The organism is Streptomyces sp. C36, assembly GCF_040932295.1.
Taxonomy (GTDB): Bacteria; Actinomycetota; Actinomycetes; order Streptomycetales; family Streptomycetaceae; genus Streptomyces; species Streptomyces triculaminicus.
In genome coordinates this window covers 344136-356894 of sequence record NZ_JBFQGI010000003.1, presented here as the reverse complement: position 1 = coordinate 356894, position 12759 = coordinate 344136, and the positions used below count along the sequence as shown (strand labels likewise).

The 12759-nt window shown below is 74.6% G+C and carries 11 protein-coding genes; 3 read left to right on the top strand and 8 right to left on the bottom strand.

Translation table 11 applies throughout. The features are described 5' to 3' along the window. Window positions 1–80 precede the first annotated feature (80 nt). Together AB4K12_RS11360 and AB4K12_RS11355 are read left to right on the top strand one after the other, a co-directional pair. Complete coding sequence (locus AB4K12_RS11360) at window positions 81–863, top strand: alpha/beta fold hydrolase (RefSeq protein WP_368434089.1); 783 nt, start codon at window positions 81–83, stop codon at window positions 861–863. A 5-nt stretch (window positions 864–868) separates the two neighbouring features. Next, window positions 869–1993, top strand: coding sequence for a histidinol-phosphate transaminase (locus AB4K12_RS11355; RefSeq protein ID WP_368434088.1), 1125 nt, complete (start codon window positions 869–871; stop codon window positions 1991–1993). A gap of 64 nt (window positions 1994–2057) precedes the next feature. Here the strand turns inward: AB4K12_RS11355 and AB4K12_RS11350 are convergent, their stop codons facing one another. The 8 genes from AB4K12_RS11350 to AB4K12_RS11315 are packed head-to-tail and all read right to left on the bottom strand — an operon-like array spanning window position 2058 to window position 10846. After that, complete coding sequence (locus AB4K12_RS11350; RefSeq protein WP_368434087.1) at window positions 2058–2795, bottom strand: GntR family transcriptional regulator; 738 nt, start codon at window positions 2793–2795, stop codon at window positions 2058–2060. 58 nt (window positions 2796–2853) lie between these two features. Next, window positions 2854–4224 (bottom strand): aldehyde dehydrogenase, encoded by a 1371-nt coding sequence (locus AB4K12_RS11345; RefSeq protein ID WP_368434086.1) that lies wholly within the window; start codon window positions 4222–4224, stop codon window positions 2854–2856. Next, complete coding sequence (locus AB4K12_RS11340) at window positions 4221–5225, bottom strand: proline racemase family protein (RefSeq protein WP_368434085.1); 1005 nt, start codon at window positions 5223–5225, stop codon at window positions 4221–4223. The genes AB4K12_RS11345 and AB4K12_RS11340 overlap by 4 nt, the downstream gene beginning before the upstream one ends. A 31-nt stretch (window positions 5226–5256) precedes the next feature. Further along, a complete protein-coding gene (locus AB4K12_RS11335) occupies window positions 5257–6168 on the bottom strand; it encodes a dihydrodipicolinate synthase family protein (protein WP_368434084.1) in 912 nt (303 codons plus the stop codon). A gap of 44 nt (window positions 6169–6212) precedes the next feature. Next, window positions 6213–7904, bottom strand: a complete 1692-nt coding sequence (locus AB4K12_RS11330; protein WP_368434083.1) for an FAD-dependent oxidoreductase — start codon at window positions 7902–7904, stop codon at window positions 6213–6215. Then, on the bottom strand, window positions 7885–8199 hold the full coding sequence (locus tag AB4K12_RS11325; protein WP_368434082.1) for a (2Fe-2S)-binding protein: 315 nt from the start codon (window positions 8197–8199) through the stop codon (window positions 7885–7887). Before AB4K12_RS11325 ends, AB4K12_RS11330 begins: the two co-directional genes overlap by 20 nt. A 47-nt stretch (window positions 8200–8246) precedes the next feature. Next, window positions 8247–9404, bottom strand: coding sequence for an NAD(P)/FAD-dependent oxidoreductase (locus AB4K12_RS11320; RefSeq protein ID WP_368434081.1), 1158 nt, complete (start codon window positions 9402–9404; stop codon window positions 8247–8249). A gap of 56 nt (window positions 9405–9460) precedes the next feature. Beyond that, window positions 9461–10846 carry an aminopeptidase P family protein gene (locus AB4K12_RS11315; RefSeq protein WP_368434080.1) on the bottom strand — a complete coding sequence of 462 codons (1386 nt, stop codon included), beginning with the start codon at window positions 10844–10846 and terminating at the stop codon, window positions 9461–9463. 164 nt (window positions 10847–11010) lie between these two features. Between AB4K12_RS11315 and AB4K12_RS11310 the strand changes: the two genes are divergently transcribed. Then, window positions 11011–12756: an ABC transporter substrate-binding protein gene (locus AB4K12_RS11310; protein WP_368434079.1), complete on the top strand. Its 1746-nt coding sequence runs from the start codon at window positions 11011–11013 to the stop codon at window positions 12754–12756. Window positions 12757–12759 lie beyond the last annotated feature (3 nt).

Here is a 12759-nt window from a genome sequence, read left to right as displayed (position 1 = left end):
AGATGATCTTCAACGATCTCTCCTGTGATGGTCGGCGGCCGCCGGCTCTCGTCGTGCCAGGCCCTGGAAGGACGTTCACCGTGCCCCATGCCAAGACCCCCGACGGGGTCGCCATCGCCTACCAGCTCAGCGGTGACGGACCCCCGCTCGTCCTGCTCGCCGGCCAGGCGAACAACCACCACTGGTGGGACGGCGTCCGCGACGACTTCCACGTCGCCCGCAGCACCGTGACGATCGACTACCGCGGCACCGGCGCGAGCGACGCCCCTTCCACCCCGTACAGCACCGCGCTGTTCGCCAGGGATGTCGTCGCCGTGCTCGACGAACTCGGCGTCGACCGCGCGGACGTCTACGGCACGTCCATGGGCGGGCGCGTGGCCCAGCGCCTGGCCGTCGACCACCCCGGGCGCGTGCGGTCGCTGATTCTCGGCTGCACCTCGCCCGGAGGGCGGCACGGCGTCGAGCGCGACCGGGACGTCCGCCGGTCGCTGGCCGGACCGGACCCGCAGAAGTCGCGGCAGGCGCTGCTGGAGCTCATGTACACGCCCGGCTGGCTCGCCTCGCACCCCGGCCCGTACCGGGTGCTGGGCGATCCCTCCATGTCCCCGCACGCCCGGCGGCAGCACCTGGCCGCGAGCGACGGCCACGACGCGTGGGACGCGCTGCCCGGCGTCGCGGCGCCCACGCTGGTGCTGCACGGCGGCGACGACCTCCTCAACCCCGCCGCCAACGCGCCCCTGCTCGCCGGCCGCATCCCGCACGCGCGGATGGAGATCATCCCCGGGGCCCGGCACGCCTACTTCGAGGAGTTCCGCGAGACCGCCGGATCCCTCGTCCTCGACTTCCTCGATCGTGAGGTGTGACAGATATGACCCGCATGGACGACCTCCCCGTCCGCGACGAACTGCGCGGCAGGTCCCCCTACGGGGCCCCCGAGCTGGACGTCCCGGTGCATCTGAACGTCAACGAGAACCCCTACGCCCCGCCCGCGTGGCTGGCCGACCGGATCGCCGAGCGGGTCGGGGAGGCGGTGCGCGACCTCAACCGCTACCCGGACCGCGAGGCGAACGCGCTGCGCGCGGCGCTCGCCGGCTACCTCACCCGCAGCACGGGCCACCCCCTGGACGAGCGGCACGTGTGGGCCGCCAACGGCTCCAACGAGGTCCTTCAGCAGCTCCTCCAGGCGTTCGGCGGCCCCGGCCGGGTGGCGCTCGGCTTCGAACCGTCGTACTCCGTGCACCCCCTGGCGGCCCGGGGCACGGGCACCGGCTGGGCCGCCGGCCCTCGCGGCGACGACTTCTCCGTCGACGTGCCGGCCGCGCGGGCGGCCATCGCGGAGCACCGCCCCGACGTCCTCCTGATCACCTCGCCGAACAACCCGACCGGCACCGCCGTCGACGCGGACACCGTCCTCGCGCTGTACGAGGCGGCGCAGCGCGCCAAGCCGTGCCTGGTCGTCGTCGACGAGGCGTACGCGGAGTTCTCGCGCGGCCCGTCCCTGGTGCCGCTGATCGCGGGCCGCCCCCACCTGGTGGTCGCCCGCACGCTCTCCAAGGCGTTCGGGGCGGCGGCCCTGCGGCTGGGCTACCTGGCCGCCGACCCCGGTGTGGTGGAGGCCCTGCGGCTGGTCCGGCTCCCGTACCACCTGTCGTCCGTCACCCAGGCCATCGCGCTGACCGTGCTGGAGCACGCCGACGTCCTGCTGGCGCGCGTCGAGGAGATCAAGGCCGAGCGGGACCGCGTGGTCGCCGAGTTGACCGCCTTGGGGTACGAGGTCACCCCGTCCGACGCCAACTTCGTGCAGTTCGGCCGCTTCGAGGACGGCCACCGGGTCTGGGAGGCGATTCTCGGCCATGGTGTGCTCATCCGGGACAGCGGAGTGCCCGGCCGGCTGCGGGCCTCGGTGGGTACGCCCGCGGAGAACGACGCCTTCCTCGACGCCGCGCGCGCCGTGGCGAAGGAGCTGTCCGGCGAGCGCACCCGCTCACGGTGAACGCCGGAAACGATCAACATGGCGGAGGCAACACCGCCTGAGCGGCGCCGGCGGCCGCGGCCCGTCAGGCGCCGCGGCCGGCCCCGGCGCGCGGGCCGGCGGCCGGGCGGCTCCCGTCCCTGGCGGCCTTCCCGGCCTGCTCGTTCTTCGCCCACAGGGAGCGCACATGGCCCAGGTGGCGGGTCATGCACTTCTCGGCGCCCTTGACGTCGCCGGCCAGCATGAGGTCCAGCAGCTCGAGGTGCTCCTCGGCCGAGTGGATCAGCTCGCCGCGCTCGTCCAGGGTGGTCAGGCCGTAGAGGCGGGAGCGCTTGCGCAGGTCGCTGACGGTCTCGACGAGGCGCTCGTTTCCGGAGAGGGCCAGCAGCGTGAGGTGGAACTGCCGGTCGGCCTCGAGGTAGCCGATGAGGTCGTGGTCGCGGGCGGCGCGCACGATCTCCTCGGCGACCGGGCGGAGGGCCTCGAGCTCCTCGCGGCTGGCGGTGCGGGTGATCCGGCCCGTCATGGGGACCTCGATCAGGGTGCGGATCTCGGTGTACTGGTCGAGGTCGCGTTCGTTGACCTCGGTCACCCTGAAGCCCTTGTTGCGGACGGGCTCGACCAGGCCCTCGCGGGCCAGGTCGAGCATCGCCTCGCGCACGGGGGTCGCGGAGATGCCGAAGTCCTCGGCGAGCCCCGGCGCCGAGTAGACCTCGCCGGGGCTCAGTTCGCCGGAGATGAGCGCGGCCCGCAGGGCATGGGCCACCTGATCGCGCAGTCGCTCGCTGGCGGTGACGAGGTTGCGCTGCTTGAGGTGCCCCATGGTGTCCCTTTCGTGCCCCGCTGGACTGGACCACCAGCGTACAATGTCACATTGCGATTCAGGGCATCAGCGTGTAGGTACGGCTGGAAGTGTAGAACTCCAGTGCCGCCCGGCCCTGTTCGCGCGGCCCGTGGGCGGAGGCCTTGGCGCCGCCGAAGGGCAGGTGGAAGTCGACGCCCGTGGACGGGGCGTTGACGCGGATCATGCCGGTGTCGAGGTGGTCGAGACCGTGCAGCACCGCGCCGAGGTCGGCGGTGTGCACCGAGGTGACCAGCCCGTACGGGACCTCGTTGGCGAGGCGCACGGCATGGGCCGGGTCGTCGGCCGGCAGCAGGGCCGCCAGCGGCCCGAACACCTCCTCGCGCAGCAGGGCGTGCCCCGCCGGCACCTTCTCCACCAGCACCGGGGGCGCGTACCAGCCGGGGCCGTCGGGGGCGGCTCCCGCGGCGACCACGGACAGGCCCTCCCGGGCCGGCGCCAGCCGGTCGCGCGCCGGGGCCGAGACCAGCGGCCCGCACACCGTGGCGGGGTCGGCGGGGTCGCCCACCGGCACCGCGCTCAGGGCGTCGGCGAGGGCCTCGCGCAGCGGGTCGAGGGCGGCGCCGACGGCGATCACCCTGCTGGTGGCGGTGCACTTCTGGCCGGCGTACCCGGCGATCGCGGCCGCGATGTGGGCGGCGGCCCGGCCGATGTCGGCGTCGGGCAGGACGATCGCCGCGTTGAGCCCGCCCATCTCGGCCTGCACCGGCACGCCCCGGGCGGTGGCGGCGCGGACGACCTCGGTGCCGACGCCGGTGGAGCCGGTGAAGGAGACGACGTCGGCCGAGCCCGCCACGGCACCGCCCTCGGCGGCGCCACCGGCGACGACGGTGAACACCCCCTCGGGCACGGCGTCCCGCACGATGCCGGCCAGCCGCAGGGCGCACGCGGTGGCTTCGGGCGCGGGCTTGAGGACGACCGTGTTGCCGGCCGCCAGCGCCGGGGCGGCCTTCCAGGACGGGATGGCGAAGGGGAAGTTCCACGGCGTGATCAGGCTCGCGACGCCGTGCGGGCGGCGGCGGGTGAGCAGCAGCCCGGGTCCGGCGGCCGGTTCGTGGACGGCGCCGACCGCCTCGTAGGGGGCCTGGGCGTAGTAGCGCCAGATGGCGACGGTACGGGCGATCTCGGCCCGGGCCTCGGTCAGGGGCTTGCCCACCTCGCGCACGGCGAGGCCGGCCAGCTCGTCCGCGGCGGCCTCGAGGGCCCCGGCGACCGCCGAGAGGGCGGCGGACCGGGCGGCCGCGCCGCCGGCGAGCCAGCCCGCCTGCGCGGCGCGGGCCCGCTCGACGGCCGCGGCCGCGGCCGGGGCGCCGGCGGCGGCGACCTCGGCGACGACGTCGGCCGGATCGGCCGGGTTGCGCGAGACGATCGGTGTCGGGGCGGCGGTCACAGCAGGAAACCTCCGGGGAAGGGGTCGTCCGGGTCGAGGAAGTACTGCGCGGTGCCGGTGATCCAGGCGCGTCCGGTGATGGCCGGGACGACCGCCGGGAGACCGCCGACCCGCGTCTCCCCCACCAGGCGGCCGGTGAACTCGGTGCCGATGAAGGACTCGTTGACGAAGTCCCGGTCGAGCGGCAGGAGGCCGCGGGCGTGCAGCTGGGCCATGCGGGCGGAGGTTCCGGTGCCGCAGGGCGACCGGTCGAACCAGCCCGGGTGGATGGCCATGGCGTGCCGGGAGCGGTGGGCGTCGGAGCCGGGGGCGGCGAGGTAGACGTGTTTGAGGCCGCCGATCTCGGGGCGTTCGGGGTGGACGGGCCGGTCCGGGGAGGCGTTGATCGCGTCCATGATCGCGAGCCCGGCGGCCAGCAGGTCGTCCTTGCGGGACCGCTCGAACGGCAGCCCCAGCCCCTCGAGTTCCACGAAGGCGTAGAAGTTGCCGCCGAAGGCCAGGTCGTAGGTGACCGTCCCGTAGCCGGGCACGTCGACCTTGCGGTCCAGGCCCACGCAGAAGGCGGGGACGTTGGTGAAGGTGACGGCCTTGGCCGCCCCGTCCTCGACCCGTACGTCGACGGCGACGAGGCCGGCCGGGGTGTCCAGGCGTACGGTCGTGACGGGCTCGGCGACCGGCACCATGCCCGTCTCGACGAGGACGGTGGCGACGCCGATGGTGCCGTGCCCGCACATCGGCAGCAGCCCGGAGACCTCGATGTAGAGGACCCCGTAGTCGGCGTCGGGGCGGGTGGGGGGCTGCAGGATCGCGCCGCTCATGGAGGCGTGGCCGCGCGGCTCGTACATCAGCAGCGTACGGAGGTGGTCCATGTGCTCGATGAAGTGCAGCCGGCGCTCGGCCATGGTGGCGCCGGGGATCACTCCGACGCCACCGGTGATGACGCGCGTGGGCATGCCCTCGGTGTGCGAGTCGACGGCATGGAAGACATGACGGGTGCGCACAGGCGGTCCTTTCCGCGGGTGGGCCGGCAGGTCAGCGGTGGCCGTCGGCGACGGCCTTCTCGGTCGCGGCGCGCACCGCGGCCTCGGTCTCCCCGCCGAGCGGGAGGCGCGGGGGCCGGGTGGGGCCTCCGTGCCGGCCGGCGATGTCCATGGACAGCTTGATGGCCTGCACGAACTCGGTCTTGGAGTCCCAGCGCAGCAGCGGGTGCAGGGAGCGGTAGAGGGGCAGCGCCGTCTCGAGGTCGCCGGCGACGGCCGCGTGGTAGAGCTCGGCGCAGGTGGCGGGGAAGGCGTTGGGGTAGCCGGCTATCCAGCCGACGGCCCCGGCGAGGGCGAGTTCGAGCAGGACGTCGTCGGCGCCGACGAGCAGGTCGAGCTCGGGGGCCAGTTCGGCGATCTCGTAGGCGCGCCGGACGTCGCCGCTGAACTCCTTGACCGCGACGATCGCGCCGTCGGCGTGCAGCCGGGCCAGGAGGGCGGGGGTCAGGTCGGTCTTGGTGTCGATGGGGTTGTTGTACGCCACGACCGGCACCCCGGCGGCGGCCACCGCGGCGTAGTGCTCGCGGACGGCCCGCTCGTCGGCGCGGTAGGCGTTCGGCGGCAGCAGCAGCACGGAGCCGCAGCCGGCCTCGGCGGCCTGGTCGGCCCAGCGGCGGGCCTCGGAGCTGCCGTAGGCGGCGACGCCGGGCATCACCCGGGCGCCGTCGCCCGCCGCCTCGACGGCGGTGCGCACCACGCGGGCGCGCTCGTCGGCGGTGAGGGTCTGGTACTCGCCGAGCGAGCCGTTGGGGACGACGCCGTCGCAGCCGTTGTCCAGGAGGTGGCGGACGTGTTCGGCGTAGGCGTCGTGGTCGACGGAGAGGTCCTCGCGCAGCGGGAGCGCGGTGGCGACCATGATGCCCCGCCAGGGACGGTCGCCGTGCCAGGAGGTGGTGGTGGTCATGCCGGTGGCCCTTCTTCGGTGGGTGGAGTGGTGCGGTGGGGGTGTCACGCGGGGTCGGCGCGGCCGTGGGGTCCGGCGCCGCCCTCGGGTTCGACGCCTTCGGGTCGGACGGCCTCGGGTCGGGCGGCTTCGGGTTCGGTGCCTTCGGGTCGGACGGCCTCGGGTTCGGCGGCCTCGGGTCGGACCGCCTCGGGTCGGACGGCCTCGGGTTCGGCGGCCTCGGGTCGGACCGCCTCGGGTCGGACGGCCTCGGGTTCGGCGGCCTCGGGTCGGACCGCCTCGGGTCGGACGGCCTCGGGTTCGGCGGCTTCGGGGTGGGCGGCGAGGACGCCGAGCGGTACGGGGACGGCGAGCGGCCTGCGCTCGACGGACGGCGGTACGGTCCCCTCCGCCGTACCGGCCGCCGCGAGGCAGGCCACGGCCGCTCCGCACATCCGGCCCTGGCACCAGCCCATGCCGGCCCGGGTGAGGAGCTTGACGGTGCGCGCGTCGCGGGCGCCGAGGCCGGAGACCGCCTCGCGGACGTGACCGGCGGTCACCTCCTCGCAGCGGCAGACCTCGGTGTCGTCGGTGAGCCAGCCGGTCCAGCCGGGGCCGGGCGCGTGGGCGGCGGCCATGGCGGCGGCGAAGGCCCGCAGGCGGTCCCGGCGGCGGCGCAGTTCCGCCACGCGCCCGCCGGGGGCGGGCCGGCCGCGCAGCTGGGCGGCCACCGCGAGGCCGGCGAGTTCGCCCTCGACGCGGGCCAGGAGCCAGCCGCCGACGCCGCCGGTCTCGCCCGCGGCCCACAGGCCGGGCACGGAGGTGCGCTGGAGGTGGTCCAGGGCGAGGGCGGTCGTCCCGTCGGGGGTGCGCCGCGTGGCGCAGCCCAGGCCGGTGGCGAGCTCGGTCTGCGGAACGAGGCCGTGTCCCACGGCCAGCGCGTCGCAGGCGATGCGGCGGCCCGTTCCCGGCACCGGCCGCCAGTGGCGGTCGAGGCGGGTGACGGTGACGGCCTCCACGCGGTCGGTGCCGTGGGCCTCGGTGACGGCGCTGCGGGTGAGCGGCCGGACCCGGTGGCGCAGCAGCACCGAGCCGTGGGCGGCGGCTTCGAGGAGCTTGTGCGGGTTGGCGGCGAGGGCGCGCGGGTGCCGGGCGTAGCCGAGGTAACCGGAGGCCTCGACGACGGCGGGCACGTGGGCCCCGGCGGCGGCCAGCGAGGAGGCGACGGCGAGCAGGAGCGGTCCGCTGCCGGCGACGACGATCCGCCGGCCGGGCAGGACGAGGCCGGACTTGAGCATCGCCTGGGCGCCGCCGGCCGCCACGACGCCGGGCAGGGTCCAGCCGGGGAAGGGCAGGTGCCGTTCGGAGGCGCCCGTGGCGAGCAGGACGGCCCGGGCCCGTATCCGGACCGGGCGTTCGCCGTCGCCGTCGGCGCCGGTGAGGGCGTGCACGGTCCAGGCGTCGGCGCTCTCGCGCGTCACGGTCCACACGTGGTGGGCCCGGAGGTGGTCGGCGGCGCTCGCCTCCAGGCGGCCGCGCAGGCGGGCGAAGGCGGGCCAGTCGTGGTGGAGGGCGTGCGGCCGGCGGGCGCGCAGGGTGGGGGCGGGGTGGCGGAAGTACTGGCCGCCGGTCTGTTCGGAGGCGTCCAGCAGGGCGACGGACAGGCCCGCTTCGGAGGCCGCGACGGCGCCCGCGATCCCGGCGGGGCCCGCGCCCAGCACGGCGAGGTCGTAGGGTTCAGACGCCGAGCGGGCCATGGCCGTGTCCTTCCTGGGTGGTGACGGCGTCGCCGGAGCGGGCGGGCACGAGGCAGGCCCGCCGGTTGGGCGTGCCGTTGACGGTGGCGAGGCAGTCGAAGCACTGGCCGATGCCGCAGAAGGCGCCGCGCGGGCGGCCGCCGGCGCGGGTGGTGCGCCAGGCGAGGATGCCCGCGCCCCACAGGGCGGCGGCCAGGGACTGGCCGGGCAGGGCGGTGACCGTACGGCCGTCGAAGGTGATCTCGAACGGCGGTTCCGGCTCCGCCCCGGCGAGCTCGGCGGGGGTACGGGCCACTGCGGGCTTCCTCTCGGGTGTGTCGGGGGCGGGGCGGGCGGGCCCCGTCAGGCGGCGGCCGGGAAGCGGCCGGGGTCGAACGGCTTGACGTCGAGCGGGGGTTCGGCGCCGGTCAGCAGGTGGGCGACGATGAGCCCGGTGGCCGGGGCGAGGCCGATGCCGGCGCCTTCGTGCCCGCAGGCGTGCAGCAGGCCGGGCACGCGGGGGTCGGCACCGATCGCGGGCAGGTGGTCGGGGAGATACGGGCGGAAGCCCGCGTACGCGCGCGTCGCCCGCACCCCGGCCAGCAGGGGGAAGAGCGCGGTGGCGCCCTGGGCGAGGCGGCGCAGCGCCTCGACGGACAACGTGCGGTCGAAGCCGACGCGTTCGCGGCTGGCGCCGATGAGGACCGGGCCGGCCGGGGTGCCCTCGACGACCGCGGAGGTCTGCAGGGCCGCGGAGTCGCTGGCCACGTCGGCGACGTAGTCGGCCGCGTAGACCTTGTGCCGGACCACGCGCGGCAGCGGTTCGGTGACGAGCACGAAGCCGCGGCGGGGCAGGACGGGCAGGTCGCCACCGGCGAGGCGGGCCAGCTCGCCGCCCCAGGTGCCGGCGGCGTTCACCACGTGGGGGGCGTGCAGGTCGCCGCCGGGCGTCCGCACGCCCCGCACCTCGCCGCCCGGGCCGGTGAGGACCGCGGTGACCTCGCTGCCGGTGCGGACGCGGGCGCCCGAGGCGCGCAGCAGGCGGGCGGCGGCGAGGGCGGGCTGGACCTGGGCGTCCTGGGGGTAGTGGAAGCCGCCGGCGAGGCCGGGCGCGAGATGCGGTTCCTTCTCGCGCAGCCGGTCCGCCTCGATCTCGTGGGCGGTGACGCCCGCCGTGGCCTGGGCCCGGGCGAAGTGCCGCAGGGCGTCCATGGCCGCGCTGGACGAGGCGACGACCAGGCCGCCCTTGGGCTCGTACTCGCTCGCCGCCGGGACGCCGTCCTCCATCTCCCGCCACAGGCGGGTGGAGAGCAGGGCCAGTTCGAGTTCGGGGCCGGGGCCCTTGTCGGAGACGAGGAGGTTGCCCTCGCCCGCTCCCGTGGTCCCGCCGGCGACGGGGCCGCGGTCGACCACGGTGACGGACAGGCCGGAGCGTGCGGCGTAGTAGGCGCAGGCGGCGCCGACCACGCCCGCTCCGACGACGATGACGTCGGCGACGTCCGAGGAGTTGCTCTGGGGCACAGTCAGTAATATTTCACATTGCACTGAGCGTGCCAAGAGCCGTTCCGTTGCGACTTCTACTTCCCCGTCGGCTGCTTCTCCATCAGCTCGCCCATCCACGCCTCGATCGCGTCCGGAGTCCTCGGCAGCGCCCCGGACATCAGCCGCGCCCCCTCCGCCGTGATGACCAGGTCGTCCTCGATCCGCACGCCGATGCCGCGCAGTTCGGGCGGCAGCGTCTCGTCGTCGGGCTGGAGGTAGAGACCGGGCTCGACGGTGAGGACCTGCCCCTCCTCCAGGACGCCGTCGAGGTAGGCCTCGGCCCGCGCCTGGGCGCAGTCGTGGACGTCGAGGCCGAGCATGTGCCCGCTGCTGCACAGGGTGTAGCGGCGGTGGAGGTCGCCCTCGGCGCTCTTGAGGATGCCCCACTCGGCGAGGCCCTCGGAGATGACCCGCATGCCGGCCCGGTGGAAGTCGCGGAAGCTCGCGCCGGGTTTGAGCGCGGCGATGCCCGCCTCCTGGGCGGCGAGGACGAGTTCGTAGACCTGCCGCTGCACGGGGGAGAAGCGGCCGGAGAGGGGCAGGGTGCGGGTGATGTCGGAGGTGTAGAGGGTGTCGGTCTCCACGCCGGCGTCCAGCAGGAGCAGTTCCCGGGGGTTCAGGGGGCCGTCGTTGCGTATCCAGTGCAGGACGCAGGCGTGCGCTCCGGAGGCGGCGATGGTCTCGTAGCCGGTGCCGTTGCCCTCGGCGCGGGCGCGCAGGGCGAAGACGCCCTCGATCCAGCGCTCGCCGCGCGGGTGGGTCAGGGCGCGGGGCAGCGCGCGGACGACGTCCTCGAACCCGGCGGTGGTGTGGTCCACGGCCAGCTGCAGCTGGCCGACCTCCCAGGCGTCCTTGACCAGGCGCAGTTCGCTCAGCACGGAGGCCAGCTCCGCGTCCTGGGAGGCGTCGCGGCCCGGCGGGAGCGCGCCGAGGTCGTCGAGGTGCACGCAGCGGACGCCGGTCATCCGCTCGGCCTCGGCGAGGTCGGGGCGGCGGCCGACCCAGAACTCGCCGTAGCGGCGGTCGCGGTAGAACTCCGTGCCGACGCGCGGCGAGCGGGGGCGCACGTACAGCACCGCCTCGTGGGCGTGCGGGCCGTCGGGCTCGAGGACGAGGACGTGGCCCACCTGGTCCTCGCCGGTGAGGCCGGTCAGCCAGGCGTACGCGCTGTGCGGGCGGAAGCGGTGGTCGCAGTCGTTGGAGCGGACCCTCAGCTCCCCCGCCGGGACGATCAGCCGCTCGCCGGGGAAGCGCGCGGACAGCCTGGCGCGGCGGGCGGCGGCGAGGTCCGCCGCGGGCAGCCGGATGTCGCCGGGCAGCGGGGTGGCCGCCCAGTCGGCCGCCATGAAGTCCTCGAACTCCGGCGAGACGGGCAGGTCGTGACTCACCGTCCGGATTGCGGCGGTTGTGGTGTCGTTCACGGGGACTCCTCCTCGGACACAGGTGGATAACGGAACTACTGATGCCACTGCTGATGCCTTGTCAGTGCAATTTCACATTACTATGTTACGGGTCACATTTCAGCCAGCGCCTGGCGCTCACAGGACTCCCTTGGCTGCCCGACCTGTTCACGGAGTGACCACTGATGAACAAGCGCACCTGTACCGCCCTCGCCGCCACCTTGGCGGCCACCCTCGCGCTCGGCGCGGCCGGCTGCTCGGGCGAACGGAGGGCGGGCGGGGGCGGAGGCGGCAGAAATCCCGTCGCCGCCAACGCCGGCGCCGTACTGGGCGGCACCCCGCACAAGGGCGGCACCCTCACCGTGCTGTCCAACCAGGACTTCACCCACCTCGACCCGGCCCGCAACTGGGTCATGAGCGACATGGACTTCGGCACCCGGCTGCTCTACCGCACGCTGGTGACCTACAAGGGCGCGCCCGGCAACGAGGGCGGCACGCTGGTCCCCGACCTCGCCACCGACCTCGGCACCCCCTCGAACGGCGCCAGGACCTGGACGTTCCACCTCAAGCAGGGGGTGACGTACGAGGACGGCTCGCCCATCACCGCCCAGGACGTCAAGTACAACGTGGAACGGTCCTTCTCCCCCGACCTGCCCGGCGGCGCCGACTACGCGGCCCGCTACCTCGCCGGCGCCGAGGGCTACCAGGGCCCCGCCCAGGGCAAGCACCTGGACTCGGTCAGGACGCCGGACGACCGCACCATCGTCTTCGAACTGCGCAAGCCCTTCGCCGAGTTCCCCTACGCCACGGTCATGCCCACCTTCGCGCCCGTACCACAGGCGCGGGACAAGGGCCCGCAGTACGACAACCGGCCCTTCTCCTCCGGCCCCTACAAGATCGACTCCTACGACCGGGGCAAGAAGCTGGTCCTGGTCCGCAACGACAAGTGGGATCCGAGGACGGACGAGGTCCGCAAGGCCTACCCCGACAAGCTGATCGTCGTCATGGGCCTCAAGGCCAACCAGATCGACGACCGCATGATCGCCAGCCAGGGCGCCGACGCCTCCGCCGTCCCCTGGTACGCCCTGCGGCCGGAGAGCGCGGCCAAGGTGCTGCCCAGCGCCGAGGTGCGCTCACGACTGCTCGCCGAGTCCCAGAACTGCACCGACATGCTCCAGATGCACACCGGCCGGGCCCCCTTCGACGACGTCAAAGTGCGCCGGGCCGTGCAGTACGCCCTCGACCGGGACGCCGTCCTGACCGCCTCCGGCGGCCCCGCCCTCAACGACCCGTCGACCGCCTACATGCCGGCCACGCTCTTCGGCGGCAAGCAGCCCGACACCCTGAGGATCCCCGCCACCGGCGACACCGAGAAGGCCAAGCGGCTGCTGAAGGAGGCCGGCAAGCCGGACGGCTTCTCCACCAAGCTCACCGTCTCCTCCGGCGACAAGGGCCGGGCCGAGGCGATCCAGCAGTCCCTCGGCAAGGCGGGCATCAAGGTCACCATCGAGACCGTGGACCCGTCCGCGTTCTACGCCGGTATCGGCGACACCAAGAACCGCACCGACATGGTGTACACCGGCTGGTGCCCCGACTACCCCTCCGGCTCGACCTTCCTGCCCTTCGTCTTCGACGGCCGCTTCATCAAGGAGAAGGGCAACTCCGGCAACCACTCGCTCTTCCGCGAGAACGCGACCATGAAGCGGATGGACGAGATCGCCGCCATGACCGACTCCAAGGAGGCGGCCGGGGCCTGGCGGAAGCTCGACGGCGAGATCCTCGCCAAGGCGCCCGCCGTGCCCGTGCTCGTCCGCCGGTGGCCGCTGGTCCTGGGCACCAACATCGCCGGCGCCTACGGGCACACCTCCTTCGGCGGCCAGCTCGACTACGCCACCGTCGGGCTCAAGGACCCGGCCAAGGGCCGGGGCTGAGGG

Bases quoted from the DNA above. Each gene is read 5' to 3' on its own strand.
- AB4K12_RS11350 (WP_368434087.1), bottom strand. From the start codon at position 2,795: ATGGGGCACCTCAAGCAGCGCAACCTCGTCACCGCCAGCGAGCGACTG.
- AB4K12_RS11335 (WP_368434084.1), bottom strand. From the start codon at position 6,168: ATGACCACCACCACCTCCTGGCACGGCGACCGTCCCTGGCGGGGCATC.
- AB4K12_RS11330 (WP_368434083.1), bottom strand. From the start codon at position 7,904: ATGGCCCGCTCGGCGTCTGAACCCTACGACCTCGCCGTGCTGGGCGCG.
- AB4K12_RS11310 (WP_368434079.1), top strand. From the start codon at position 11,011: ATGAACAAGCGCACCTGTACCGCCCTCGCCGCCACCTTGGCGGCCACC.
- AB4K12_RS11355 (WP_368434088.1), top strand. From the start codon at position 869: ATGACCCGCATGGACGACCTCCCCGTCCGCGACGAACTGCGCGGCAGG.